This is a genomic window from Pedobacter polaris, from assembly GCF_005116505.1.
GTDB lineage: Bacteria > Bacteroidota > Bacteroidia > Sphingobacteriales > Sphingobacteriaceae > Pedobacter > Pedobacter polaris.
Genome location: NZ_SWBR01000001.1, coordinates 1,031,609 through 1,057,998, shown reverse-complemented (window position 1 = coordinate 1,057,998; position 26,390 = coordinate 1,031,609). Strand labels below are relative to the sequence as shown.

24 protein-coding genes are annotated in these 26,390 nt (G+C 33.7%); 10 read left to right on the top strand and 14 right to left on the bottom strand.

Features of this window, described 5'->3' with window-relative positions; genetic code table 11:
- Nucleotides 1-6: 6 nt before the first annotated feature.
- Nucleotides 7-879: a cyanophycinase gene (locus FA048_RS04685; RefSeq protein ID WP_136839041.1), complete on the bottom strand. Its 873-nt coding sequence runs from the start codon at nucleotides 877-879 to the stop codon at nucleotides 7-9.
- Between the two features lie 264 nt (nucleotides 880-1,143).
- On the opposite strand from FA048_RS04685, the gene cphA reads away from it, so the two are divergent.
- Nucleotides 1,144-3,771, top strand: coding sequence for a cyanophycin synthetase (gene cphA, locus FA048_RS04680; protein WP_136839040.1), 2,628 nt, complete (start codon nucleotides 1,144-1,146; stop codon nucleotides 3,769-3,771).
- A gap of 67 nt (nucleotides 3,772-3,838) precedes the next feature.
- Here the strand turns inward: cphA and FA048_RS04675 are convergent, their stop codons facing one another.
- Complete coding sequence (locus FA048_RS04675) at nucleotides 3,839-4,291, bottom strand: PA2169 family four-helix-bundle protein (protein ID WP_136839039.1); 453 nt, start codon at nucleotides 4,289-4,291, stop codon at nucleotides 3,839-3,841.
- A gap of 114 nt (nucleotides 4,292-4,405) precedes the next feature.
- Between FA048_RS04675 and FA048_RS04670 the strand changes: the two genes are divergently transcribed.
- Both FA048_RS04670 and FA048_RS04665 read left to right on the top strand, forming a co-directional pair.
- Nucleotides 4,406-4,975 carry a Crp/Fnr family transcriptional regulator gene (locus tag FA048_RS04670; protein WP_136839038.1) on the top strand — a complete coding sequence of 190 codons (570 nt, stop codon included), beginning with the start codon at nucleotides 4,406-4,408 and terminating at the stop codon, nucleotides 4,973-4,975.
- Nucleotides 4,976-5,094: 119 nt separating this feature from the next.
- Nucleotides 5,095-5,535: a carboxymuconolactone decarboxylase family protein gene (locus FA048_RS04665; protein WP_136839037.1), complete on the top strand. Its 441-nt coding sequence runs from the start codon at nucleotides 5,095-5,097 to the stop codon at nucleotides 5,533-5,535.
- Nucleotides 5,536-5,605: 70 nt separating this feature from the next.
- Here FA048_RS04665 and FA048_RS04660 read toward each other — a convergent pair whose 3' ends face one another.
- Entirely contained in the window at nucleotides 5,606-6,166 is a 561-nt protein-coding gene (locus FA048_RS04660) for a DUF1543 domain-containing protein (RefSeq protein ID WP_136839036.1), read from the bottom strand.
- A gap of 79 nt (nucleotides 6,167-6,245) precedes the next feature.
- Between FA048_RS04660 and FA048_RS04655 the strand changes: the two genes are divergently transcribed.
- Complete coding sequence (locus tag FA048_RS04655) at nucleotides 6,246-6,920, top strand: hypothetical protein (RefSeq protein ID WP_136839035.1); 675 nt, start codon at nucleotides 6,246-6,248, stop codon at nucleotides 6,918-6,920.
- A 43-nt stretch (nucleotides 6,921-6,963) separates the two neighbouring features.
- Here FA048_RS04655 and FA048_RS04650 read toward each other — a convergent pair whose 3' ends face one another.
- The 5 genes from FA048_RS04650 to fumC all read right to left on the bottom strand — a co-directional run bounded on the left by FA048_RS04650 (nucleotide 6,964) and on the right by fumC (nucleotide 10,628).
- Nucleotides 6,964-7,389, bottom strand: a complete 426-nt coding sequence (locus FA048_RS04650; protein WP_317130518.1) for a low molecular weight protein-tyrosine-phosphatase — start codon at nucleotides 7,387-7,389, stop codon at nucleotides 6,964-6,966.
- Between the two features lie 17 nt (nucleotides 7,390-7,406).
- On the bottom strand, nucleotides 7,407-7,847 hold the full coding sequence (locus FA048_RS04645; protein WP_136839033.1) for a hypothetical protein: 441 nt from the start codon (nucleotides 7,845-7,847) through the stop codon (nucleotides 7,407-7,409).
- Nucleotides 7,848-7,852: 5 nt separating this feature from the next.
- Nucleotides 7,853-8,644 (bottom strand): S1/P1 nuclease, encoded by a 792-nt coding sequence (locus tag FA048_RS04640; RefSeq protein ID WP_136839032.1) that lies wholly within the window; start codon nucleotides 8,642-8,644, stop codon nucleotides 7,853-7,855.
- Between the two features lies 1 nt (nucleotide 8,645).
- On the bottom strand, nucleotides 8,646-9,158 hold the full coding sequence (locus FA048_RS04635) for a fumarate hydratase (RefSeq protein WP_225872473.1): 513 nt from the start codon (nucleotides 9,156-9,158) through the stop codon (nucleotides 8,646-8,648).
- Nucleotides 9,159-9,230: 72 nt separating this feature from the next.
- The gene (gene fumC / locus FA048_RS04630) at nucleotides 9,231-10,628 is read right to left on the bottom strand and encodes a class II fumarate hydratase (protein ID WP_136839031.1); all 1,398 of its coding nucleotides are present in this window, start codon (nucleotides 10,626-10,628) and stop codon (nucleotides 9,231-9,233) included.
- Nucleotides 10,629-10,946: 318 nt separating this feature from the next.
- On the opposite strand from fumC, the gene FA048_RS04625 reads away from it, so the two are divergent.
- The 3 genes from FA048_RS04625 to FA048_RS04615 all read left to right on the top strand — a co-directional run bounded on the left by FA048_RS04625 (nucleotide 10,947) and on the right by FA048_RS04615 (nucleotide 14,727).
- A complete protein-coding gene (locus tag FA048_RS04625; protein WP_136839030.1) occupies nucleotides 10,947-12,539 on the top strand; it encodes a sensor histidine kinase in 1,593 nt (530 codons plus the stop codon).
- 4 nt (nucleotides 12,540-12,543) lie between these two features.
- Entirely contained in the window at nucleotides 12,544-13,290 is a 747-nt protein-coding gene (locus FA048_RS04620; RefSeq protein WP_136839029.1) for a LytR/AlgR family response regulator transcription factor, read from the top strand.
- A gap of 201 nt (nucleotides 13,291-13,491) precedes the next feature.
- The gene (locus FA048_RS04615) at nucleotides 13,492-14,727 is read left to right on the top strand and encodes a serine hydrolase domain-containing protein (RefSeq protein WP_136839028.1); all 1,236 of its coding nucleotides are present in this window, start codon (nucleotides 13,492-13,494) and stop codon (nucleotides 14,725-14,727) included.
- Nucleotides 14,728-14,840: 113 nt separating this feature from the next.
- On the opposite strand, the gene recG is transcribed toward FA048_RS04615, so the two are convergent.
- From recG to FA048_RS04595, 5 genes are all read right to left on the bottom strand, one after another.
- On the bottom strand, nucleotides 14,841-16,946 hold the full coding sequence (recG, locus tag FA048_RS04610) for an ATP-dependent DNA helicase RecG (protein WP_136839027.1): 2,106 nt from the start codon (nucleotides 16,944-16,946) through the stop codon (nucleotides 14,841-14,843).
- A 7-nt stretch (nucleotides 16,947-16,953) separates the two neighbouring features.
- On the bottom strand, nucleotides 16,954-17,856 hold the full coding sequence (locus tag FA048_RS04605) for an EamA family transporter (RefSeq protein ID WP_136839026.1): 903 nt from the start codon (nucleotides 17,854-17,856) through the stop codon (nucleotides 16,954-16,956).
- Nucleotides 17,857-17,862: 6 nt separating this feature from the next.
- Nucleotides 17,863-18,243 carry a RidA family protein gene (locus FA048_RS04600; RefSeq protein ID WP_136839025.1) on the bottom strand — a complete coding sequence of 127 codons (381 nt, stop codon included), beginning with the start codon at nucleotides 18,241-18,243 and terminating at the stop codon, nucleotides 17,863-17,865.
- An 8-nt stretch (nucleotides 18,244-18,251) separates the two neighbouring features.
- On the bottom strand, nucleotides 18,252-18,395 hold the full coding sequence (locus FA048_RS20055) for a DUF6728 family protein (protein ID WP_317130516.1): 144 nt from the start codon (nucleotides 18,393-18,395) through the stop codon (nucleotides 18,252-18,254).
- Between the two features lie 70 nt (nucleotides 18,396-18,465).
- Nucleotides 18,466-19,815: an OmpA family protein gene (locus FA048_RS04595; RefSeq protein WP_136839024.1), complete on the bottom strand. Its 1,350-nt coding sequence runs from the start codon at nucleotides 19,813-19,815 to the stop codon at nucleotides 18,466-18,468.
- Between the two features lie 171 nt (nucleotides 19,816-19,986).
- Here FA048_RS04595 and FA048_RS04590 point away from each other — a divergent pair, with 171 nt between their 5' ends.
- Nucleotides 19,987-21,276, top strand: a complete 1,290-nt coding sequence (locus FA048_RS04590; protein WP_136839023.1) for an aminopeptidase P family protein — start codon at nucleotides 19,987-19,989, stop codon at nucleotides 21,274-21,276.
- Here FA048_RS04590 and meaB read toward each other — a convergent pair.
- Entirely contained in the window at nucleotides 21,263-22,192 is a 930-nt protein-coding gene (meaB, locus tag FA048_RS04585) for a methylmalonyl Co-A mutase-associated GTPase MeaB (RefSeq protein WP_225872472.1), read from the bottom strand. The genes FA048_RS04590 and meaB overlap by 14 nt on opposite strands.
- 105 nt (nucleotides 22,193-22,297) lie before the next feature.
- Between meaB and FA048_RS04580 the strand changes: the two genes are divergently transcribed.
- Nucleotides 22,298-24,121 (top strand): ABC transporter ATP-binding protein, encoded by a 1,824-nt coding sequence (locus FA048_RS04580; RefSeq protein WP_136839022.1) that lies wholly within the window; start codon nucleotides 22,298-22,300, stop codon nucleotides 24,119-24,121.
- A 6-nt stretch (nucleotides 24,122-24,127) separates the two neighbouring features.
- Entirely contained in the window at nucleotides 24,128-26,389 is a 2,262-nt protein-coding gene (locus FA048_RS04575; RefSeq protein ID WP_136839021.1) for a glycosyltransferase, read from the top strand.
- Nucleotide 26,390 lies beyond the last annotated feature (1 nt).

Sequence of the window (26,390 nt, the reverse complement as noted above, 5' to 3'; positions counted from 1 at the left end):
CCTGGATTATTCTGTTGGAACAGCTTTTGGATGATGAATAACCAATTGATGATCTGCTAAATTATACATATCTCCATCACACATTACATGTACAATCATATTTTTAATTGAAACTGGTTGTCCCATTTCCACATCAGTTAAATTGGTGTCAGCCATATGGCGGCCATCTACCAAAATTACCATTCCTGAACCAATTGCTTCCATTGTATTTTCATGAATATACAAACCTGTATCTTCACCTAAACCAATGCCCAAAATACCTGGATTACTTGCCGCAGCATATAATAAACGACCAATCCTACCTCGTTGCACAAAGTGAGTATCTACAATTACACCATCAATAAATCCTAGCCCACCAGTAATTTTAACCTCGCCTTTTAGTAAAGCATCTTTACTACTTCCTTGGTAAATCATATTTTTTGAACTTGCCGCAGCACCAGCTGATGTACCTGCAATTACAATTTCTGTATTTTGGTACTTATCTAATAAAACACGATGAATTTCTGTACCTCCAAAAATTGACGACAAGCGTAACTGATCGCCTCCTGTAAATATAATTACATCGGCTAGTTTAATTCGTTCAACATATTCCAATCTATTTGCTTCTTCTCTGCTTCCGATATTTAAAACACCAACATCGTGTACATCTAATTGTGCAAAAGCCTTAATATATTCTTCGCCTACTCTTTCAGGAATTAAAGAAGCAGTTGTCATAATTTCGAAACGAGATTCATTCCCTCTTACCGATTCCGTCGTTATTCTTTTTAAAATTCCACGCTCAAAAAAATTCATGTTCTGTGGTAATCCGAACTGTGTTTCGGCAAAACTTCCTGTATTTATTGCGCCACCAATTATAATTAATTTCCCTTTTGGAGCCATTGTAGTCTTTAGATTTTTGCTAAAATGCCAAATTTATAGCCATTAGCCTAATAATTAACGTTATTTTTATCCATATTACACTTTTAATTAACATTCTTAAAGATTTGTTCCATTTTATAACTTAGACTTAAACACTTTAGCAAATAAAGTTTTAAGGTGAAAGTTATTTTTTTGGAAAAAATTTTATACTTTAAGTGCTTCTTTGAGACAAAAATCTCTATTAAGTAATCGCTCTATTACCACTACTTAAAATAATACAACTAAATGAAGATATTAGGCATACAAGTGCTAAGAGGACCAAACATCTGGTCTATTAACAGAAAAAAATTAATTCAAATGCGTTTAGATTTGGAGGAGATGGAACAGCGCCCGACGAACGTTATAGAAGGTTTTAGAGAAAGAATAGAAAAATTAATTCCCAGCTTACAGTCTCATCGTTGTAGCAAAAGTTCACCTGGTGGATTTTTATTACGGATTGAAGAAGGTACATGGATGGGCCATGTAATAGAACATATTGCTTTAGAGATACAAACATTAGCAGGAATGGATACTGGCTTTGGTAGAACTCGCCAAACCAAAACCGATGGAATTTATAATGTTGTTTTTAGTTACTTAGAAGAAAAAGCTGGCGTTTATGCCGCTGAAGCTTCTGTTCGCATAGCTGAAGCTTTAATAGATGGCAAAGAATATGATTTAGAACACGACATCCATCGCATGCGTGAGTTGAGGGAATCTGAACGTTTAGGCCCAAGTACTGGATCAATTGTTGATGAAGCGATTGCTAGAGATATTCCTTGGATAAGGTTAAATAAAAGTTCATTAGTGCAATTAGGTTATGGCAAAAACCAAGTTCGTTTTAGAGCAACCATGACCGAAAGAACGAGTAGCATTGCTGTAGATATTGCAGGCAACAAAGACGAAACTAAACGTTTATTAGGAGATGCAGCAATTCCTGTTGCTAAAGGGGTTACCGCCTCTACTTTAGATGATGTTTATGATGCCATAAAGAGAGTTGGCTTCCCTTTGGTATTTAAACCTTTAGATGGTAATCACGGTAAGGGTGCCACAATTAATGTTAAAAATGAGGAAGAGGCTATTGCAGCATTTCATTATGCAAAAGAATATTCTAGAAGAATTATTGTAGAAAGCTTTATAAGCGGACATGATTTTAGGGTTTTGGTAATTGACCATAAAATGGTGGCCGCGGCCTTACGCGTTCCTGCTCATGTTAAAGGAGATGGAAAAAGTACTGTTCAGCAATTGATTGATATAGAAAATGAAGATCCACGACGAGGATATGGACATGAAAATGTACTCACTGAAATAACAGTTGATCGTGACACACAAGATTTATTAGAGAAAAAAGGATATACGCTAGAAACCGTAGCTCCAAAAGGTGAGATTGTTTACCTAAAATCTACTGCAAACTTAAGCACGGGTGGCACTTCCATTGATGTTACAGATCAGGTTCACCCCCAGAATGTTTTCAATTGCGAAAGAATATCACGAATTGTTGGTTTAGATATTTGCGGAATTGATATCATGGCGGAAAATTTAACTGAGCCATTAACAGAAAATGGTGGAGTTGTTTTAGAAGTTAATGCTGCCCCAGGTTTCAGAATGCATTTGGCACCTAGTGAAGGTCTACCTCGTAATGTAGCAGCACCAGTTATTGATATGCTTTATCCACCAGGGAAATCTGCTCGCATACCTATTATTGCAGTTACAGGAACCAATGGCAAGACAACTACAACTCGTTTAATTGCTCACATTGTAAAAAACAATGGTAGTAGAGTTGGTTTTACAACATCCGATGGGATCTATGTACAGAACACTTTATTAATGAAAGGTGATACTACTGGCCCTTTTAGTGCAGAATTTATTCTTAAAGATCCAACAGTAGAAGTTGCTGTGCTAGAAACAGCTAGAGGCGGAATACTTCGTGCCGGTTTAGGCTTTAATAAATGTGATATTGGTGTTGTTACCAACATACAAGAAGATCACTTAGGTATTTCAGACATTAATAATCTTGATGACTTAACCAGGGTAAAGTCTGTTATTATTGGAGCCGTTAAAAGAAGTGGTTGGGCAGTTTTAAATGCTGACAATTCATACTGTTTAAAAATTGCAGAAAGTGCAGATTGTAATGTTGCTTATTTTAGTATGGATGAAAAAAATCCAGTTATCAAAGAGCATAGCAAAAAAGGAGGCATTTCGGCAATTTATGAGAATGGGTACGTAACCATTAAAAAAGGAGACTGGAAAATTCGCGTTGAAAAAGCAACGCACATTCCCTTAACTTTTAATGGCTCAGTTAGCTTTATGATCCAGAATGTTTTAGCAGCAACTCTAACCACTTTTCTTTGGGGATGTAAAACAGAAGACATTAGAATGTCTCTTGAAACATTTATTCCATCGGCAGCACAAACGCCAGGTAGAATGAATGTATTTAAGTTTAAGGATTTTAAGATTCTGGTTGATTTTGCACACAATCCCGATGGATTTAACGGTATTAGAGCATATCTAGAGACCGTTGATGCAACAGAACATGTAGGTGTAATTTCTGGAACAGGGGATAGAAGAGATGAAGATATTATTGAAACAGCCCGTATTGCAGCTAAAATGTTTGACAAAGTTGTGATTTGTCAAGAAAAATATCTTCGTGGGCGTAAACAGCAAGAACTTATTGATTTATTGATTAAGGGCTTAAAAGAAATAAACCCCAATATTCCGATTGAAATTAATAACAATGGCGAAGATTGTATGAGGAACCTAGTTAAAAATGCAAAATCAGGTTCATTCATAACTATTTTAAGTGACACTATTGATAATGCGATACAAAAGGCAACTTATTATTTAGATAAAGAGTTAGATAAGAATAGCTCTTCATAAACTAATGAAACAACAAAGCCATTTCGAATACACGAAATGGCTTTGTATCTTTTACAGAAAGTTTTCATTATTGTGCGTCTCTCAATGCTTTAATCTCATCATGAGAAACTCTTAATTGAGCCTTTTGCTCTGTAATTAAACTTCTCAAATCTGCTGACAATTCATCTTCTTCTAATGCCATTTTATATGCTTTCTGAGCTGCATCTTCTCCAAACTCGCAATTGTTTAAAACTGTTTTACGATCATGACCAGTAAAAACTGCTTCTACATCCATCCATGCTCTATAAATTTTACCAGAACTTGTGGTTCCTACTTCAATCTCCTCACCTAAAGCTTGTACTTCTGTAGCTAAGGCCATTTTATACGTATGGCTTTCACCAATCATTTTTACAAATAATGTTTTTAAATCAGAATCTTCTGGTTTAAGCTCTTCAATTGCTCTTTCATACCCAACCACTCTATCATTATTGATTTGTATCAGGTCGTTTAAAATTTCTGCGTTTGCTGTTCTAGTTTCCATGTCTTTTAATAGTTTTGATGTGACTAAAGAACATCGACCATAAATAAAAGTTTAAAAAAACTTAGCGCCTTTAGGAATACAAAAAGCTTTATATATTTGAATAAAATCTAAAATATGTCTCCCAATTTCATCCAACATTTAAAAAAATACATTTCCCTTAATGAGGATGAGTTGCAGATTCTATCATCTTATGTAAAAACAATTTCCTTAAAAAAGAAAGATTTTTTGCTTCAGGAAGGCCAGATATGTAAAGCAAATTATTTTACTGAGAAAGGTCTTTTAAGGATGTATTTCATCAATGATAAGGGAATTGAACAAATAACCCAATTCGCTTTAGAAAACTGGTGGATAGCAGACTATATGAGTTTTACAATGCAAACACCAGGTCATTTCTACATTCAAGCAGTAGAAAATACTGATGTTGTAGTAATAGAGCATCATAAACAAGAAGAATTGTTTAAGCAATTACCTCAGTTAGAAAAATACTTTAGGATAATTATACAGAGAGCCTACGCAGCATCTCAAATGAGATTTAAATACTTTTACAATTATTCTAAAGAAGAAAATTATCGTCAATTTGTCTCTTTATTCCCAGAGTTTGCTCAACGAATTCCCCAATATATGTTAGCTTCTTATTTAGGATTAACACCCGAATATTTAAGTGAGCTAAGGAAGAAAGTTTAGTTTTCTTTATCAAAAGTATTGTCATCCTGAGCGTAGTCGAAGGATCATTTCTTAAACTAGTTTAAGTTTTTCAATTTGCCATCTGTTTACCTTTGATTTATCATTTAAAATAAATCACAATGGAAAAAAGAATAAACGTTGGACAAGTTGAACCAGAGGCTTACAAAGCTTTAGTGGGATTAGAAACCTACTTAGCAGCAACTACAATTAACAAAACTCACAAAGAATTAATTAAAATAAGAGCTTCTCAAATTAATGGCTGTGTATTTTGCATCAATATGCATACTACAGATGCAAGAAAACATGGAGAAACTGAACAACGTATTTATTTATTAAATGCTTGGAGAGAAGTAGCCAATCTTTATACAGAGGAAGAAAGAGCCATTTTAGCATTAACTGAAGAAATGACTTTAATTGCAAACGGTGGTGTTTCCGATGAAACTTATCAAAAAGCAAAATTATTTTTTGATGATAATCAACTCGCTCAACTAATGATCGCAATTATTGCTATTAATGCTTGGAACAGAATGGCAATTGCTACACAAATGCAGCCTGCATAATAGATTTGTCATTCAGAGCAAAGCGAAGAGAATCTGATTAGTAGATTCCTCGTTCCTCGGAATGACAACATTATATTTTCGACAAAGGCAAATAGCCTAAAAATATTTCATCTTCTGGCAAACCAGAATCTGATGTAAACTTAAGGGCATATTTGCTTTTTGTTGTTTCAGACAAAATATCTTTAATTTCAAAAATATCATCTACATCTACACCAAATTTATCATCTATATGAGATGTTGCACCTTTAAAGCCTACATGTTTATAGAAAGCTGTCTCTTTTGCCTCTTTAATTGCTAATGCTTTCTGATCAGCTACGGCTAGCATTTTATAATGAAGTTCTTCAAACTCATCTCTCTTATACCCACCCAGGTTCATGAAAAATAGACTTCTTAATTCTGTCTTGTTCTCATCGGCTTTAGCAATTACCTCAACTTTATAACCTCCTACCTTATTTATAATTCTGTAGGCATCAATGTGGATTTTACCATTTGCTTCTGGCCAAAAAGCAAGCATTTCGGGTAATAACTCTTTAACAGAAAATCCTATTCCAAAAAATATATCATGCTGTTCTATGTTTCTTCCTTTAGGCGTAGCACCTAATAAAATCATAAATAATTTTGGTATTTGCATTAGTCTCTGAATAAATAAGTGATAAATTTAAATTAAAACATTTAAAATGTCTTAACGTTTTAAAAGAAAATCCATCATTATGCTGACAGTTCAAAATCCACCAGATGGAGGCACTTTATATGCAGAAACCAATCTAGGAAACTTATTTCCAGAACCTTTAAATGCGCTAACGTCTTGCTTTTTCTTGGCGATTGCCATTTATTGGACCTTCAAACTTTGGAAGAACCATCAATCTCATCCGTTTTTAACTTATTGCTTAATCTTACTATATATTGGCGGTATTGGAGGAACAACCTACCATGCATTTAGACAGTGGCCACCTTTTATTATGATGGATTGGGTGCCAATTATGCTACTTTGTGTTTCTGCTGGCGTTTACTTTATGTCACAACTGATTAAATGGTACTATGCACTATTATTGGTTGGAGCTTATGTTGGATTTCAATTTTATTTTAGAAGCATTTTGTCTGGAAATAATATGCATTTATTCATCAACATCAATTATGCAATGATGGCATTGCTAGTTTTACTACCTGTATTAGCTTATTTAATTCATACCAAATGGAAGGATGGGAAATGGGTTGGGATTGCACTCATCTCATTTGTAGCTGCCCTCACTTTCCGCATAGCGGATAAATGGGAATGGCTAAATACTGGAACGCATTTTTTGTGGCATACATTTGGAGCAATGGCCTCTTTCTGTATGTTTAACTATATTTATTTAACTGGCATTAAGAAAGAAAATAAGAACTGATTTAATCGCCCTACCAATGAACTAATGACAAATGACTGGTGAACTACTTCCATTCCTTTATAAGTTTCTTACACCTTGCTTCTACCTCATTAAAAACATATTCGAATAAGTGGCTATGGTGGTATGGGTCTATTACTTCTCCATTGTCTGCTAAAAAGAATTGAACTTTATTTTTCTGCTCCTCATTTTTAGCAAGTTTTAAAACAGTTTTATAATTGTTCTTATCCATTACTAAAATATGATCAAACTCATCAAAACATTCAGAAGTAAAAAGTTTAGCTCTCTGCGCAGAAATATCATAGCCATAATTTTTAGCAACTTCAATGCTTCTGTAATCTGGGGCTCTTCCAATATGCCAGTCACCCGTTCCTGCAGATGCTATTTCCCAACCTAAATTTTGTTCATTAACTAAATGACGCATTATTCCTTCTGCCAAAGGAGAGCGACAAATATTACCCAAACAAACCATCAAAATTCTCAAAATCTTTATTTCTTTATAGCAGAATAAGTATAAATAATATTATAATTTACATTATTCTCGGTGAAACTAGTAGTTTGCAACATTACGTTTCCTGAAACGGTTAATTGCTTTATAGCCGCATAATTATTTAGTAAAGTAATCACATTACCGTCTTTAGACCACTTTTGATCATTGTTGTTTGCAACCATATCACACAAAGATCCATTAGAAGATACTTGATAAATGCCAGTTGATAGAAAATTAAAAGTATAATTACTAGCTAGACAACTACCTTCACCTAATGCATTTTTATAATCAGTAGTAGATTTGCCATTAATAATTTTTGCTGGAGTTATAACTGCAGTTTTTAAAACCCAATAATAATCTGTTATATTTTCTTCAGCTTTATTATTTTTTTTACAAGAAAGAAATGAGCAAACACAAATAAATAAAATTAGTCTTTTCATCTGAATTACTTATAAATACTGTTTAAGATTCCAGCCAATCGAACACCTCCTTTTAAAAGTTGTTCATTTACAGTTCCAATCCAATCGAAATTATATTTATAGCTTAACTTATCATCATTTTTTATTCCGGTAGTATAAATTTTATTACAGATAGTATAAGATTCATATACACAATCCTTCAAATCAGCTTTCTGCCAATTCAGAACCTGTTGAGGAGTTGTATGGTTTATGGCTTTGGTATATTCTGTATAACTCAATTGCTGAAAATCAATTAATCCTTCATCCCAAACTCTATGCAGATTAGATTTTTCTCCAAACCAGAGCAATTGAATCTTATTTCCCCCTAAATCATCTTTTCGAGCAGTATGCATTGGCTGATGCAGATCTCCAACCAAATGGATAATCATTCTTAAAGCTAATTTCTTCTGAATCATTGTGCTTTTTGGATTTTTTAAAACAGCAATCATTTCATTCGTTTTATTGTAAATGTTTGCGCTTGGTTGATTCGATAAAAAACTAAATACATCACTTTTACTTAAGTTTTCTGGCAGATTTACATAATGCCAATTGCTCAAATAATTATAGCTTGTGTCAGACTTAATAAAATCTGCCCAGTTTGCAGTCATTGCTATACTTTCTGTGCCTAAAATCTGCTTAATTGCCAAGCGAGTTTTAGCATTGATATATGATTCTGCGATATCACCAACTATTCTGTGCCCTAAAACACCCCATGCCGCAGCTGTAAAGGGCATATAAGCTAAAGCAATTATAACAACTATTCTCTTTAAATTTTTCATTCTATAATTCTTTTTGTTCACAGGTAATTTTTTCCTTCAAAACTAGTATGCATTCTCTTTGGTCATTCAAGCTTTCCAAAACCAAATTATTGGCACTAGAAGATTTAATTTTAAAATTAGCTAAATAACGTCCGTTACGATAGCAGCCCGAAACCTTTTGTTTATAATTAGCTTTTGTAAATGTGCCGTTTAATAGCAATGTATCTCCCTTAACTAAATATGTACCCTTGGCATATTCTTTCCAAACCCCTTTATTAAAACACGAATCTTCGTAGTAATTAGCTTTACTATAAGTAGTTAAATCCACATAAAATGAATCGCAACTAATTTTAAAATGGTGCTTTGTGTAGTTTAATAACTTGTTATTGTTTGCTATACTATCCTGATTCCAAACTCCCTGCAAAAGCAACTCACCCTTACCTTGTACGTTTGGTAAGCGAGTGCAAGACAAGACAAAAGCTGAAAAACCAAAGACTAAAGCAAAAAGGTAAATTCTCTTAAAAAAACTTGTCATTATTAAATAATTACAATCGATATATTTTAGCAACTTAATTTTTATGCTTTCAGCTTTAGTCTCTCTGTTTAATTATTTAAGGCTTCCCACCATGTCTTCAGGTTTTACCCATTCTGTAAATTGTTCGTCAGTTAACAAACCCAATGCAATTGCTGCTTCACGTAACGTTTTATTTTCCTTATGTGCTTTTTTAGCAATTTTAGCTGCGTTCTCATAGCCAACATACGGGTTAAGTGCCGTAACCAACATTAAAGAATTTTCCATATGTTGTTTAATTACAGGTTTATTTGGCTCAATTCCTTCTGCACATTTATCATTAAATGACACACAAGCATCGCCAATTAAACCACCACTTTGCAAAACATTAGCAGCAATAACTGGTTTAAAAACATTCAACTCAAAATGACCATTACTACCGCCAATGCCAACTGTTACATCGTTACCCATAACTTGAGCACAAACCATAGTTAATGCTTCTGGTTGTGTCGGATTAACCTTTCCTGGCATGATTGAAGAACCTGGCTCATTATCTGGGATAATAATCTCTCCAATTCCTGAACGAGGACCAGAACTTAACATCCTGATATCATTAGCAACCTTCATTAAAGAAACTGCCACACGTCTATAAGCACTAGAAAGCTCTACCATTGCGTCATGTGCAGCTAAAGCCTCAAATTTATTTGGTGCAGTTACAAAATCTAAACCTGTTAATTCAGCAATTTTTTTAGCTACTAGAACATCATAACCAGCAGGCGTATTTAAACCCGTACCAACAGCTGTCCCGCCTAAAGCAAGTTCACTAATCATTTGCAAAGCATTTTTAATTGCTCTAAGACCATTGTCAATTTGCTGTACATAACCAGAAAACTCTTGTCCTAATGTTAATGGCGTAGCATCCATAAAGTGTGTACGGCCAGTCTTTACGATATCATTCCAACTAGCTGCTTTTTTAGCTAACGTATTTCTTAATTTCTCTAATCCAGGAATGGTAATTTCTACAGCTTGTTTGTATGCTGCAATGTGCATTGCCGTTGGGTAAGTATCATTAGATGATTGAGATTTATTCACATCATCATTAGGATGCAAAACTTTTTTATCATCAGCCAAGCTTCCGCCATTAATTACATGAGCTCTATTTGCAATAACCTCATTAGCATTCATGTTGCTTTGTGTTCCAGAACCTGTTTGCCAAATTACCAAAGGAAATTCTGCATCCAGCTTACCTGCAATAACTTCATCACAAGCACTTGCAATTAAATTTGCTTTATCCTGAGACAAAACACCTAATTCTGTATTTGCTAAAGCAGCGGCTTTTTTCAAATAGCCAAATGCATGTATAATTTCCTTCGGCATACTAGCTTCCGGACCAATTTTAAAATTATTACGTGAACGTTCGGTTTGTGCTCCCCAATATTTTTCAGCAGGCACTTGCACCTCGCCCATTGTATCGTGTTCTATTCTGAAACTCATGATGTTATTATTTTTTTGCCAAATTTAGCATTTTTAAAATTACACCCTTTTAAAAGATGATAGAGTTTTGTAAAATAATTACGAAAAGCAAGTGCAGTACCATTTTTGAACTTTCAGCCCCGCTTTCCGCTTTACTTCGCCTACGTACCTAGCTCGTGCTCGCTACAATCGGGTTTAATTAACAACGGAATTGGTTATCGGCAAAAACGAATACTGCACAAAACAATACCTCTACTATTTCAAACACCACCATTCCTGTTTTATGGTTTTAGTTTCGCTATTATTGCTACAAGTTTGGTGAGAATTAAACTTAACATTATGAAAAGAATCATCTTCACATTTCTCAGCTTCTTTATTGCGCTATCTACGGTAAATGCACAAAAAGGCATCAACTTTTCTCACATGTATGCTGCTGGTGGAAAACTACTAATGTGTGTTGATAGTTCTGCCAAAAATGTCCACTATAATAATATCTTCCCAAATCAACCCAATACTTCTTTTAATTATTTACCTGACGTTCATAATTTAAGCATCCAAATTAATTTTAGAAATAATATTAATATACAGCATTATAGATACACAATTTTGGTTGACAACAAACCAATAGTGGTAAATAAATCAATCGACACAGCGCAACTGAAAAATACCAACGCAGGAGGAGATGAAGAAGTATTCCGCTCTACAACGCTTGGTATCTTTCGTATTCAAGGTAAAATCATTACAACACTTGTCTATAGCACCGAAAACCCGTTAGATATTGACAAATCTGTTTTTTATGGTAAGCCGATTCCGAGAGCAAAAATAAAATTCTTTTCAAAACTTTTTGCACTAGACCATGGCTTTGGCAGCTTAACCGATTTAAAAGAAAGAACAAACTTCAGCTTCGCTAAAAAAGACAAGGAACTAACAATTATAAAAGATAAATCAGATTTAGACTATCTTTACTATACTTCAATAAAAGATAAGCAAACAAACAAAATAATTTTCAAATCAACTGCTTGGGAATACGGTCACTTTGTTGATGGAAATGCGTACTTACCACATATAAGCATAGACAAAAATATCTTCAAGAAATCAGGAGATTATGAGATTATTATTCAGCCATTAATTAGATGGAATATTTCCTCAAAAGAAAAAGAAAAATATACTACTAGGCATACCCTTTCTATCACTTTAGAAGAAAGAAGCTACACCAAAAAAGAACTTTTAATATATACACTGATCGTTGCATGCTCGCTTGGATTAGTTTTTCTTATCTTCCTTTACTTCACAAAAAAGAGGAACAAACAAAAGCTGGCAGAAAAAGAGCAGCAAAAAAACACTGCAAAGCTTCAACTTAACTCCGTTCGCTCTCAATTAAACCCTCATTTTTTGTTTAATGCACTTTCAGGGATTCAAAATTTAATGAACAAAAACGAAATAGACAATGCCAATAAATACCTATCTAAATTTGCTAGGCTAACCCGTAATGTACTTGACGATAAAGAACTGATTAGCTTATCGCAGGAAAAAACTTTACTAGACGATTACCTACAAATGGAGCAATTGCGGTTCGGCTTTAAGTACGAAATTAACCGCTCCGAAAACTTAGATTTAGCTAACATTGAAATACCAAGTATGCTCCTACAACCTTTTGTAGAAAATGCAGTGAAACACGGTATATCGCAAAAAGCTACCGATGGAAAAATTATGATCGCATTTATTAAACAAGCAAATGATTTGGTTTTAACTGTTACCGATAATGGAAATGGATTTGACACCGAAAAAAAGAATACTGGTTTGGGTCTTCTATTAAGTGACAGTAGAATACAACTCTTAAATAATATTTATAAAGAAAATCGCTTTACTTTAGCTATACAATCAACCACTAATGGCACTAAAATATGTTTAACATTAACTGATTGGCTATAATATAATGAAAGCAGTTTTAATAGATGACGAAATTTCCAACTTAGAAAACCTACGGACTTTGCTAGAAAAGCATTGTCCGCAGGTAACTATAATGGCAACAGCACAAAATGTAAGTGATGCAGTTGGTGCCATTGAAAAACATCAACCACACTTAGTATTTCTCGATATTCAAATGGGTGAGCAAACAGGTTTTGAGGTGTTAAAACTGCTTCCAAAGCGTAATTTCGAAGTTATTTTTGTTACTGCTTACGACCATTATGGCATACAAGCTGTAAAATTTGCCGCCTTAGATTATCTTTTAAAACCCATTGATATTGAAGAGTTGATAACTGCAGTAAATAAAGTCGAATATAAATTGACAACACAGATACAAAATCTGCAGCTCGATTTTTTACTACAACAACTAAAAAAGCCAGAAAAGGACGTTAGCACAATTGCCCTGCCAATGCAAAACGAAATAAGATATATCCCTTTAGTTGAAATTATACGTTGCGAGGCCGATAATAGTTATACCTATTTCTTTTTAGCGAATAGCGAAAAAATAGTAGTTTCTAAATCTTTAAAAGAATATGCAGATTTACTGCGCCCCAACGGATTTTTAAGAACTCACCAAAGCCATTTAGTAAATCCAAAATATGTAAAAAGCTGGTTAAAAGAAGACGGTGGGATTCTGCTCTTAACATCTGGACAAAAAATACCTGTTTCTAAAGCCAACAAAGAAACAGTTAAACAAGCATTGCAACGGATTTAGTTTATGAAATTCGGTATTAGTGGAAATCTTTTGGGGCGTTCACAGGCTTAATTTATAGCCAGCATATATCAATCCATTTTTAGGAGCAAGCAAAAACATTTGTGCCTTAATTCTTTGAGCAAAACAATGTTTATAACTCTTTTATCGTTATTTTTTTAGGAATGCTTATTTTGCCGACTTTTAACTACTATTACTATCTCTATGAAGTTTCGTTTACTAATTACTGCGTTTGCATTAACAATCATATCTCTCTCATCTTGCACCTCTAAAGAAGAAAAAGCTAAAAAGGCAGCTGCCGATAAAAAAGTAAGAACCAAGGAAGACGATAAAGCTGACAGCATATTAATCTCATACGACCCAAAAAAAGGCGACCAATGGATTGCTGATTTTGTACAGAACTTGCATAAAAAGTCAGGTTTTAATGGCAATATATTAGTAGCCAGAAAAGGTAAAATCCTTTATGAAAAAGCTATTGGCTGGGCAGATTATTTACATCGCGATAGCCTAAAAATAAACTCAGAATTTGAACTAGCCTCTATTACCAAAACTTTTACAGGTATTGCAATTATGCAATTAGTTGAGGCTGGAAAACTAAAGTTAACAGACGATGTGAAAAAATTCTACCCAAACTTTCCTTATGATGGCATTACTGTAAAATTGCTTTTATCTCACAGGAGTGGAATGATGAATTATGTTTATTTCATTGATGACATTTGGCGCAAAGAGAAAAAAGACCAGAAAAAAGGTGTATCGAATAATGACGTTATGAACGTAATAGCCGAAAGAAAACCTAATCCGTACACCAAACCAAACAATAGGTTTCATTACAACAACTCTAACTTTATGGTTTTGGGTGCAATTATAGAAAAGGTAACAGGAAAAACTTATGCCGAATATATGATGGAGCATATATTTAAACCTGCTGGAATGAAAAATACACACGTTTATTCTACTACAGTTTATCCTAAAATCCCTGTAGATGTAGTTGGCCATGATAGAAATAGTTTCAAATATTCGGTAGTTCAGAACTTTTTAGATGGCCCAGTTGGCGATAAAGGGATTTACAGTACAATCCATGATTTGTTATTGTACGATAAATATTTGAAAAACGAGAGATTGCTAACCAACAAGAGTTTAGATTCAGCCTACGTTGGCCGCAATAAACCCGTTAATGGTCACTTTAATTATGGCTATGGCTGGCGTATGTTTGATGGTAAAGGGATGGACAAAGTTGTTTACCATACAGGTTGGTGGCATGGTTTCCGCCACATCTACATCCGCGATTTAGATAAAGATATTGTGGTAATTTTCTTAGGTAACAAAACCAACGGCAGTTTAATGCATTTGGATGAATTGTTTAAATATTTAAAAATGCCAATCATCCGTAAAGGCGCTTACACAGGTGCTGGTAGTTTGCCAGGCAGCGATGAGGATTAAATCAAATCCCTAATGGGCTTTTCTAACATAATTTGTCTGTAGTTTGAAGAATGTAGTTAAACTTATAGATTCTTCGCAGGCTCAGAATGACAAAAGTAAGCCCCTTTAGGGGTTTAAGAAATCTTATCAAAAGCGATTGCTCTTGTTTTTTTATGAAGATAGTTTTTTAGCAATAAATTTTCTGGCAAATCGAGCATTTTGTCTTTTTCAAAAAGCTCAATAACTGTATTTCTTGCTTCCTGCAAAATAACTTGGTCTTTAGCCAAATTTGCTAATTTAAGCTCAAGAACCCCACTTTGTTGAGTTCCTGTAATATCACCGGGTCCACGAAGTTGCAAATCAATTTCAGAGATTTCGAAACCATTATTAGTTTTAACCATCGTCTCTAAACGTAATTTAGAATTTTGGCTCAGCTTATTACCCGACATTAAAATACAGAAAGATTGCTCCGCCCCACGGCCAACCCTCCCCCTTAATTGATGCAATTGTGAAAGTCCAAATCTTTCTGCATTTTCTATAATCATAACTGAGGCATTAGGAACATTTACACCTACTTCAATTACAGTTGTGGCAACCATTATTTGGCTTTTACCTTGAATAAACTGTTGCATTTCATATTGTTTATCAGCATTTGGCATTTGCCCATGTACAATACTAATGTGATAATTCGGCAATGGAAATTCGTGTCTCATCTGCTCTACTCCAGCTTCTAAGTGCAAAAGATCTAATTTTTCACTTTCTCTTATTAATGGATAAACTATATAAACCTGTCTACCTTTAGCAATCTCTTGTTTCATAAAACCAAACATGCGCAACCTTTGGCCTTCAAATAAATGCTTGGTTTCAATCGGTTTCCTACCAATAGGCAATTCATCAATAACAGAAACATCTAAATCACCATACAGAGTCATGGCCAATGTTCGTGGAATTGGGGTTGCTGTCATTACTAAAATATGAGGTGGAATAACATTCTTTCTCCAAAGTTTTGCCCTTTGCTCTACACCAAAACGATGTTGCTCATCAATTACAACCAAACCCAAATTTTTGAATTGAACCTTATCCTCAATCAACGCATGAGTACCAACTAAAATATCAACCTCCCCATTTTCCAATTGTTGATGTAAAATTGTTCTTTGTTTCTTGGTAGTATTTCCTGTAAGAATACCAATATTAATCAGTTCCCCTTTTAATAAATCAACCAGGGATTGATAATGCTGGCGTGCTAATATTTCTGTAGGTGCCATCATACAAGCTTGATAGCCATTATCGTTTGCCAACAACATGCTCATTAAAGCTACAACTGTTTTACCGCTTCCAACATCGCCCTGAATAAGTCTATTCATTTGGCTTCCTCTTTGGGTATCTAATCTTATTTCTTTGATAACTCGCTTCTGTGCATTAGTTAAATCAAACGGAAGCTTTGTGTTATAAAAAGTATTTACCTTCTCTCCAACGGTATTAAAAAGTGCTCCTTTAAACTTTAAACTCCTCAGTTGCTTATTGTGTAGTAATTGAAGTTGAATAAAGAAGAGTTCTTCAAATTTCAATCGTCTCTCGGCATGCTGTAACATGGAAGTATTTGAAGGAAAATGAATATTGATTAATGCATCTTTTCTACTAATTAATTTATATTTTTCTAAAATGTAAGTTGGTAAGGTTTCTCTAACTTCATTAATGTGCAATTCAATAATATGATGAATTAGCTTTTGGATCCCTTTACTGTCTAGAAAACTTTTTTTAAGCTTTTCTGTCGAATTATAAATTGGTTGCAATGTTAGGTTTCCAGTAATGCCAGTTTGTCTGGGATATGGCTCTAAATCTGGATGAGAAATGCTAAAGCTATTATTGAATAAAGTGGGTTTTCCAAAAGCAATATATGTACTTCCACGCATTACATTATCTTCAACCCATTTTAAGCTTTGAAACCAAACCAAATCCATAATTCCAGTGTCATCTGCAAATTTGGCTACTATCCTTTTTTTATGTTTTTCACCTATGGTTTCTTTACTAACAATTCTCCCCACTACTTGTACTAGGGGCATTTCTGGGTTTAGCTCGTTTATTTTATAGAAACGAGTTCTATCTATGTATCTAAAAGGATAATGATCTAAAAGTTGTTCGTAGGTAGAAACTCCTAACTCTTTTTGCAAAAGTTCGGCACGTTTTGGACCAACGCCCTTCAGGTAAACTAGTGGTGTATCTAAATTTGAGGCAAACAAAATGCAATTATTTTCTCTTAAAAGTAAAGATATCTTTTATCAAGTTCCAATTAAATAGAAAAACAGCGAATAAGAGTATTAAATAGGCAAGTAACTGATTAACACTAATTCGCTCGTCAAAATATAAAACAGCAACAGCAAATGCAATTATTGGATTTAAATAGATAATTATTCCTAAAGTTGAAGATGGAATACCAATTAATGCATATAAACTCAGAAATAATGGTATAACTGTAAATACAACTGCAATAATGGTGATATGACTCCAAAACCAAACTCCAGTTGGAAAACCTTCATGTTGGTAAATATAGAAAGGCAACATCATTACAACAGCTAAAGTAATTTGCAAAGCCAATACATTTAGTTTATCTAAATGCTGCATCTTACGTTGAATAATCAAATAAAACGCATATAAGGCTGCAATTATAACAGACCAAAGGACTTCAATAAAAGAGCCAGTAGCAAGCATTAAAATACTTAATAAAGCAATTCCTAATGAGATTAACTTAATTTTAGAAAGCTCTTCTTTTAAAATTAAAAACCCGCCAAAAGCTGTAATTAATGGACAAACCATATAAGCAAATGCTGCAGATTTTAAGCTAACATTATTTACCGCATAAATGAAAGTATACCAATTTAAGGTTAGCAAAACTGTTGCACCTACAATTTGCCAGATAATAATTCTTCTTTCCCTGGGTAAGATCGATCGATAATATTGAAGATCTTGTTTTAAATATTTTCTTCTAAATAGTAAAATAGCAAGCCATATTACAATTAATGAGGTAAATATACGGTAATATAAAATTTCTTCAGAAGGGAAAGCTTTTAAATTTCTAAGTGGAATAGAAAAGAATCCCCAGATGGCAACCGATAAAAATGCTGCTAATAAATAACGTGATTTAGATTTCAACGAGATTTAGCCTTTAAATGCTGTAATTGAAATTTCTACATTAACTCCCTTTGGTAATCCCTTTACCGCAACTGTTTCACGAGCTGGATAAGCAGATTCAAAATAAGAACCATAAATTTCATTTACTTCAGCAAATAAAGCCATATCGGACAAGAAAATAGTTGTTTTAACAATATGTTCAAAATCGTAGTCGGCCTCTATTAAAACAGCTTTGATGTTGCGCATAACTTGATGTGTTTCTTCCGTAATTGTGCCAAGATTTAATTCTCCACTTTCTGGATTAATTGCAACTTGACCAGATGCGAATAAAAAGCCATTGGCAATTACAGCTTGGCTATACGGACCAATTGGAGCTGGAGCATTTTTTGTATTGATTATCGTCTTCATTATCGTTATTATTTTTTTAAGATAAACCATTGTATCAATTTCCAAGTTATTCCCCCTAAAAATAATAGAATAGCCAATGCATTGATTATGTGCATTATTTTAATGTTGATATTTAAAGGTCTATTTGGATCTCTTTTTCTGAAAAAGTACATGTACAAATGTAGGTATAAATAAAAAGAGCCCCGAAATTTCGGGGCTCTTTTTATATCGAATTAAGAAAGATTAGTTTCTTGAAGTCTCAACACGACGATTTTGGATACGACCTTCTTCAGTATCGTTAGAAGCAATTGGATTAGCTTCGCCAAAACCTTTAGTAGTAACTTGACTAGCATTAACACCAGAATTTACTAAGTAAGTTTTAACAGAATTAGCTCTGTCTTTAGATAATTTCATATTGTATGCAGCAGTACCTTCGCTAGAAGCATAACCTTTAGTAGTTACTTTACCACCGTTTTCACGCAATACTGAAGATAATTTATCTAAAGTAGGGTAAGATTCAGTTTTTAATACTGATGAATTGAATTCAAATTGAATAGTTTCAAAACCAGTTACATTAGAAGTTGTAGTAGTTTCAGTTACTTGAGGAGCAGGAACTGGAAGTGGGCAACCTGAACCATCAACTTTAGTTCCAGCAGGAGTACCAGCACATTTGTCGAATTGATCAGCAACACCGTCACCATCAGAATCTTTTTTCAAATCTTCAACAGATTTTTCTACGTTAGAAACACGATTTTTCAATGCTTCAACTTCAGCACGTAATGTAGGATCTTTTAATTCATCATACATCAATGCAAGTGGGTTAACCCAATCCAAGTTAGGTTTAGCTTTCGAACCTAAAGAGAATTCTAAACCAGCTGAAGTATAAGAATATTTATCTTTTGAAGTACCATTAGCATAAACTCCATCAACGTTATCACCGTCAACAAAGTTCATAGTATAAGCTAAATTGAAAGATACGCGATCAGAAACTTTAAATTTGATACCAGCACCTACAGGAATGTAAGCTTCTTTGATATAGTCATTATCACCATCTTCGCCAAATTTACCTTTATTGTCAACAACAGTACCATTAGCTAAAGTTACTTTTGGGTTATAAGCCATTAAACCGTAACCAGCAGTAACGAAGAAGTTCACAGAGTTCTCACGACGTAAGAAATCAACTGTTGCAACATTTACAACACCTCTTAAATCAGCAGCATATTGAATATCAGTTTCAAATTCTTTAGTGCCATTTGCAACACCACCTGTTTTGTCTTTGTTAGTTCCAGATAATTTTCCACGGAAAATGTTACCTTCTAAACCAAATGCATGACCTAATTGCTTACGTAATGATAGACCATAACCTAAGTTAACGTCCCAGTTAGAGAAATCGTTAGTGCCACCAGTTACAACAACTGGAGCTAGAACCCCACCGTTAACACCTAATGACCAAGTTCTGTACTGTGCTCTTCCGCCGAATACTTTCGCAGAAGAAGAGGTTGCTGGAGCATCTTGAGCGCTAGCAAGAGAGGTAACTCCCATTACTGCTACTAAAGAAGCTAAAACACCCTTTTTTAAAGTAGAATAATTCATAATTTTCTTTTTTAAGGTTAAACAAATATTAATTGTATAATTTTTTGTAAGACAAAATTAAACAAATTTTTATAATCTCAAAACACTTACACAAACTCCGTTCCAAACTTTTAAATAATTGTTCTATTTATTAAATTTGATAAATTCGCCTCAAATAAAGATAGTGAAATTATGAAATACACACAAATAAACAATTCCTTATTCATCAAAAACAGGTTTAACTTCAATAAACTACTACAAAACAACGCGATAGCTATATTCCAATCTAATGATGAATTTCCTAGAAGTGGTGATCAAAACTTTCTTTTTAAGCAAAACGCTGACCTTTTTTACCTTTCGGGCATAGATCAGGAACAATCTATATTATTACTTTACCCAAACTGTCCTAATCCGTTATACAAAGAAGTCCTATTTTTAAGACAGACTAATAACCACATTAAGGTTTGGGAAGGCCATAAGTATACAAAGGAGCAAGCAATGGCAGTTTCTGGAATTAAGAATGTTTATTGGCTTGAAGAATTTGAAAACATTTTACATAGTATAATCCACTATGCAGATTCTATTTACCTTAATACAAACGAAAATGATCGTTATGCACATTCTGTCAGTTATAGAGATATTAGATTTATTAAAGAATTAAGAGATAAATATCCTTTACATAAATATGAAAGGGCAGCGCCTTTAATGCGTGAACTACGAGCAATTAAATCTGAAATTGAGGTAGAACTTACCCAAAATGCATGTGATATCACTAAAGACGCGTTTTTAAGAGTGTTACGTTTTGTAAAGCCAGGGGTAATGGAATATGAAATTGAAGCAGAAATTATACATGAATTTATTAAAAAAAGAGCAACAGGCCATGGTTACACACCTATAATTGCTTCAGGAGAAAATGCTAATATTCTGCACTATAATGATAATAACCAAATATGTAGGGATGGTGAATTGATTCTAATGGATTTTGGAGCCGAGTATGCAAATTACAATGCTGATTTAACAAGAACAATTCCTGTAAATGGAAGATTCACTGCTAGACAAAAAGAGGTTTACAATGCTGTGTTACATGTAATGAATGAATCTAAAAAACTGATGATAGCAGGCGCCATATGGAATAGTTATCATGAACAAGTTGGAGAGATCATGACTGAAGAATTAATCAAGCTAAAGTTAATTTCAGCAACCGATGTGAAAAATCAAAATCCTACTTACCCAGCTTATAAAAAGTACTTTATGCATGGCACATCTCATCATCTTGGTATTGATGTACATGATTTGGCTGGCAGGTATACTCCTTTTGCTGTAGGAAATATTTTAACTTGCGAACCCGGAATTTATATCCCTGAGGAGGGTTTTGGCGTAAGGTTAGAAAATGATATACTTGTTACTAAAGATGGGAATATCGATCTAATGAGAGAAATACCCATAAATGTAGAGGACATCGAAGAAATTATGAATGCTTAATCCAACCTTCTACAAATTTATAAATATTAAAATCTGGTTTTAATGCAGCTTCTTCGATGGCAAGACGAAGCTGTTTCTTGTCTATATCCTGCATTTTATAATGTTGAATAATTCTTAAAGCTTTTTCGGCTAATAAAAATTTTCTACGGTCATTAACCTTATCAATAGGCTTAATTATCCAATTATACAGTTCCAGTATACCATTTTTTTTATCTGCAATGGTTTTAAAAACAGGAATTTCTGCGGTTTGTTGATGAATCATCTTTTTAAGGTTGTTGGCAAACATATCAGCGCCTTCCCTATCTGCTTTGTTTACTACAAAGGCTTGCGCAATCTCCATCAATCCAGATTTAATGTTTTGTATTTCATCTCCTGATTCTGGGACTAAAACAACTATTGTTTTATCTGCCAATCCTGCAATTTCCACTTCTGACTGACCAACACCAACAGTTTCAACAATAATTAAGTCAAACTTTGCTGCCCTTAAAACATCAATCATCTCTAATGTTTTAATAGATACTCCACCCAAAGCACCTCTAGTAGCTATTGAACGTATATACACATTTGGATTATTAAATTGTTGAGCCATTCTTATCCTATCTCCCAATAACGAACCGAAATTAAATGGAGAGGTTGGATCTACTGCCAAAATGGCCACTTTTTTGTCTTTATTTACAAAGCAATTAACAATCTCATTTACTAACGTGCTTTTACCTGCACCTGGTGGACCTGTAATTCCTATAACAGGGATGGCGTTTTGAATTGAAATAGATTGAAGCAAAGCTGATGAAGGTTCGATTTCATTTTCAACTAGTGTTAATGCCCTAGCCAAGATCCTAAAATCACCTTGCTCAATTCCTTTTTTAAGTGGTTGATAAGAGTTCATCAATACAAATAAACATATTTTTCTTATCATTACCTGCCTGATTTCCGTTTATCAGATGTAATATTATTCCTTGTAAATGAACCTTAACTTAAACAAACAACAAAAAGCGTAACTTTGCTGCCTTTATATTTTTAAATGAAAACCTATTTTAGATTATTATCTTTTGCTAAGCCAATAGAAAAGTTTGCTATACCATATGTTATTGCAACTCTTTTTGCAATAATTTTTAACACTTTCTTGTTCACGTTGCTTGGCCCAATAATGAACACCATATTTCTACAACCATGTGAAGACCAAGTTGCTGTTGCTACCAAAGGATCTTCTTGGAATCCAATGAACTTATTCGGTCAATATGTCGATCAAATTATTGCTAGTCATGACAAAATTTATGCACTACAAATTATATGTATAGTAGTTATAGCAACCGTTTTATTGGCGAATTTTTTCCGTTATTTCTCTCAGCGTTTTATGGAGGACTTAAGAGTTCATACATTGCTTAACTTAAGAAAAGCTGTTTTTAATAATGTAATGAATTTACATGTTGGTTATTTCAATAATGAGCGAAAAGGTGATATCATATCGAAAGTTGCTTCTGATGTTCAAGTAGTTCAATTTACAGTAACAAATACCTTACAAGTTGTTTTTAAAGAACCTGTGCAATTGCTGTTCTTCATTGCAGTACTAATTTCCATATCATTAAAACTTACCTTGTTTTCACTACTTGTAATTCCGGTTTCAGGTTTTATTATTAGCAAAATTGTTAAAAGATTAAAGCAACAATCAACGCAATCTCATGAATCATTTGCTAAAATGATTGGATTTTTAGATGAGGCTTTAAGCGGGATTAAAATAATTAAGGCATTTAATGCAACCTTCCGAATAAAAGATAAGTTTCATCAAGAAAACAAATTCTATTCTAATTTAAATAGGAAGATGGCAAGAAGGCAACAACTAGCCTCTCCTGTTTCTCAAACCTTAGGGATTTTTGTTGTCGTTTTTATTCTACTGTATGGTGGTGGAATGATTTTAAGTGGAAATAGTGATTTAGCTCCTGGGGAATTCGTGATTTATTTGGCAACATTCTCTCAGGTAATGCAACCAATAAAAGCGATAACAGATTCTTTTAGTAGCATACATTCTGGTATTTCTGCTGGAGAAAGAGTTTTAGCTTTAATTGATACTAAACCGGAGCTTGAAAATAAACTAGATGCTAAAGATTTAAATGGTTTTAATAATTCGTTAGTTTTAGAAAATGTATCATTTAACTACGGCGACAAACAAGTATTAAATAACATTTCGTTAACTATAGAAAAAGGGAAGACGGTTGCGTTAGTTGGTCAGTCTGGTGGTGGTAAAAGTACATTAATGGATTTGATACCGCGCTTTCACGATCCAAAATCAGGGACGGTTAAGATTGATGGGTATGATTATAAAGATTTAACCGTAGAAAGTATCCGCTCACAAATGGGAACGGTTAATCAAGAATCATTTTTATTTAATGATACAATTTATAACAATATTGCATTCGGCAAGCCAGATGCAAGCGAAGAAGAAGTTATAGCAGCAGCTAAAATAGCTAATGCGCATGAATTTATTTTAAATACTGAACAAGGCTATCATTCTCTTGTAGGTGATAGGGGCAATAAACTCTCTGGTGGGCAAAAGCAACGCATATGTATTGCTAGAGCAGTTTTAGCAAATCCTCCCATCATGTTATTGGATGAGGCAACCTCTGCATTAGATACTGAATCAGAAAAATTAGTACAAGACGCGCTAAATAATTTAATGCAAAACAGAACTTCTATTGTTATTGCGCACAGATTAAGTACTATTCAACAAGCAGATCTTATTGTTGTAATAGATAAAGGTCAAATAGCCGAAAGTGGAAATCATCAGCAATTGATAAGTCAGAATGGGCTTTATAAAAAATTGATAGACATGCAAACTTTTAATGACTAAGCTAGGATGTCAAAAAATAAAATTACCCGTTGGATAGACCGAAATAATTATAAAGTTTGTTTACAAATTAATAGAAAGTACTATAGAAGAAAAAGTAAGGGATCATTACCCTACTTCTTTATAGATATTCTTTTATATCCTTATCTTATTGTGAGGCTACTATTAGTTTTGCTTCAGATATTTAGATTTAACAAAAATTTACTCCAATCTTATTCTGACCAAAAACTAACCACTTTTTCATCAAAATTATCATTTCAAATCTCAGTTTTATTTGGGCTTAGATACTTTGTTAAAGAAGAATATACTCCAGTATATTATCAGAAAAATATGCCATTAGACAAGCTGTGGTTTAATATTCAGAACAGTCCTAAAGTTTCTATAATTATCCCTGTCCACAATCAACTGCAATATACATTAGATTGTTTACGTTCCTTAAAATTAAATCTTGCAGATAATATTTCTGTTGAAATCATTGTAGTTAATGATGCTTCTACAGATAGCACAGCCGAACAAATTAAAAAAATAAATGGCGTAAGGTTAATTAACAACAGCACCAATCTAGGTTTTTTAAATTCTTGTAGAAAAGCTATAGAAAGTGCTAAAGGTGAATTTATCTGTTTGCTAAACAATGATACCATCATTTTAAAAAATTGGTTAGAAGAATTACTCAATCCAATTGAAAACGATTTGTCGGTGGGACTTGTAGGTTCTAAATTAATTAGACCTTTTGGTTTACTGCAAGAAGCAGGGGGCATTGTTTATAAAGATGGTTCTTGTACTAATTTTGGCAGCTATCAAGATCCAAATTATCATGCTTACAACTACTTAAGAGAAGCTGATTATTGCACTGGCGCAAGTATTTTGTTTCGTAAATTAGATTATGATGCATTAAATGGTTTAGATACGCTTTACATGCCTGCTTATTACGAGGACACGGATTTTTGTTTTGCTGTTAGGCACAAGCTGAACAAAAAAGTAATTTATAATCCCTTATCAGAATTAGTGCATTTTGAAGGTATTACCTCTGGTAAAAATGCAAAGAAAGGTAACGTAAAATCTTACCAAGTTCTTAATCAGATCAAATTTGCTGAGAAATGGAAGATAGAGCTTAGCAATTATTTAGCACCAAAACAAGCGGAAGCGAGTGTTTACAAATATGTTAAGCAGCAAACTTTAGTAATTGTAGATTCTTATTTACCTCGTTATGATAAAGAATCAGGGTCACATCGGGTTTACGAATTGATTAAAATTTTCAAATCTTTAGATCTGCATCTCATATTTATTCCTGATAATGGCAAAGCAGAACAACCCTACTACGATTTGTTAACCAGAAATGGGATAGAAGTAATTTTAAATTATGCTGGTAAACTGAAGTTTAGAAATGATATTGTGGCTGCAACCAAACATGCAACCTATATTTGGGCATGTCGTCCAGGCTTAAATAAAAAGTACAGCTTCATTCGTAAACACAAACCTAATGTAAAATGGATTTACGATACTGTTGATCTTCACTATATTAGACTTGAAAGAGAAGGAAAGTTATTAAATTCGGATAAGACCTTAACAAGAGCAAAAAGGTATAAAGCACTCGAGTTATCTCTGGCAAAAAAAGCAGACATTACTGTTTGCATTACCGACGTAGAACAACAGCTGCTTATCAATGAAGGGATATCAAACACGATGGTCGTACCCAATATTCATGCATTACCATTAAATACAGTTCAAAATAAATTTGACCAAAGAAAAGATCTGTTATTTGTTGGAAGTTACGATCATACCCCAAATGTTGATGCAGCCATTTGGTTATGTAATGATATTATGCCTTTGATTTGGAAACAAAATCCAGATATTAAAATTCATTTAGTAGGTAACAATCCTAAAAAAGAAGTATTATCGTTGGCAAACGATAAAATAAAAGTACATGGTTATGTTGAACAGTTGGAGCCTTTCTTTAATTCTTGTAGGGTTTTTGTTGCTCCCTTACGTTATGGGGCCGGTATGAAGGGAAAAATTGGCCAAAGTTTAGCATTCGGACTTCCCATCGTAACTACCACAATTGGGGCTGAAGGTATGAATTTAGCTGATGGAGAGCAGGTTTGCATTGCCGATGACCCACAAGAGTTTGCTGTTAAGACTATAGCACTATATGAGAACCCACACCTATGGCAGAAGATTAGGGAAAATGCGGCAGCATCTATTCTTAATTATTCTCCAAGTGAAGTGAAGATTCAACTCGCAGATTTATTCAATCGTTTAGCTCATCAATAAA

Coding starts and splice junctions, on each gene's coding strand:
- FA048_RS04685 (WP_136839041.1), bottom strand. CDS start 879: ATGGCTCCAAAAGGGAAATTAATTATAATTGGTGGCGCAATAAATACA.
- cphA (WP_136839040.1), top strand. CDS start 1,144: ATGAAGATATTAGGCATACAAGTGCTAAGAGGACCAAACATCTGGTCT.
- FA048_RS04675 (WP_136839039.1), bottom strand. CDS start 4,291: ATGGAAACTAGAACAGCAAACGCAGAAATTTTAAACGACCTGATACAA.
- FA048_RS04670 (WP_136839038.1), top strand. CDS start 4,406: ATGTCTCCCAATTTCATCCAACATTTAAAAAAATACATTTCCCTTAAT.
- FA048_RS04665 (WP_136839037.1), top strand. CDS start 5,095: ATGGAAAAAAGAATAAACGTTGGACAAGTTGAACCAGAGGCTTACAAA.
- FA048_RS04660 (WP_136839036.1), bottom strand. CDS start 6,166: ATGCAAATACCAAAATTATTTATGATTTTATTAGGTGCTACGCCTAAA.
- FA048_RS04655 (WP_136839035.1), top strand. CDS start 6,246: ATGCTGACAGTTCAAAATCCACCAGATGGAGGCACTTTATATGCAGAA.
- FA048_RS04650 (WP_317130518.1), bottom strand. CDS start 7,389: ATGGTTTGTTTGGGTAATATTTGTCGCTCTCCTTTGGCAGAAGGAATA.
- FA048_RS04645 (WP_136839033.1), bottom strand. CDS start 7,847: ATGAAAAGACTAATTTTATTTATTTGTGTTTGCTCATTTCTTTCTTGT.
- FA048_RS04640 (WP_136839032.1), bottom strand. CDS start 8,644: ATGAAAAATTTAAAGAGAATAGTTGTTATAATTGCTTTAGCTTATATG.
- FA048_RS04635 (WP_225872473.1), bottom strand. CDS start 9,158: ATGACAAGTTTTTTTAAGAGAATTTACCTTTTTGCTTTAGTCTTTGGT.
- fumC (WP_136839031.1), bottom strand. CDS start 10,628: ATGAGTTTCAGAATAGAACACGATACAATGGGCGAGGTGCAAGTGCCT.
- FA048_RS04625 (WP_136839030.1), top strand. CDS start 10,947: ATGAAAAGAATCATCTTCACATTTCTCAGCTTCTTTATTGCGCTATCT.
- FA048_RS04620 (WP_136839029.1), top strand. CDS start 12,544: ATGAAAGCAGTTTTAATAGATGACGAAATTTCCAACTTAGAAAACCTA.
- FA048_RS04615 (WP_136839028.1), top strand. CDS start 13,492: ATGAAGTTTCGTTTACTAATTACTGCGTTTGCATTAACAATCATATCT.
- FA048_RS04600 (WP_136839025.1), bottom strand. CDS start 18,243: ATGAAGACGATAATCAATACAAAAAATGCTCCAGCTCCAATTGGTCCG.
- FA048_RS20055 (WP_317130516.1), bottom strand. CDS start 18,395: ATGTACTTTTTCAGAAAAAGAGATCCAAATAGACCTTTAAATATCAAC.
- FA048_RS04595 (WP_136839024.1), bottom strand. CDS start 19,815: ATGAATTATTCTACTTTAAAAAAGGGTGTTTTAGCTTCTTTAGTAGCA.
- FA048_RS04590 (WP_136839023.1), top strand. CDS start 19,987: ATGAAATACACACAAATAAACAATTCCTTATTCATCAAAAACAGGTTT.
- meaB (WP_225872472.1), bottom strand. CDS start 22,192: ATGATAAGAAAAATATGTTTATTTGTATTGATGAACTCTTATCAACCA.
- FA048_RS04580 (WP_136839022.1), top strand. CDS start 22,298: ATGAAAACCTATTTTAGATTATTATCTTTTGCTAAGCCAATAGAAAAG.
- FA048_RS04575 (WP_136839021.1), top strand. CDS start 24,128: ATGTCAAAAAATAAAATTACCCGTTGGATAGACCGAAATAATTATAAA.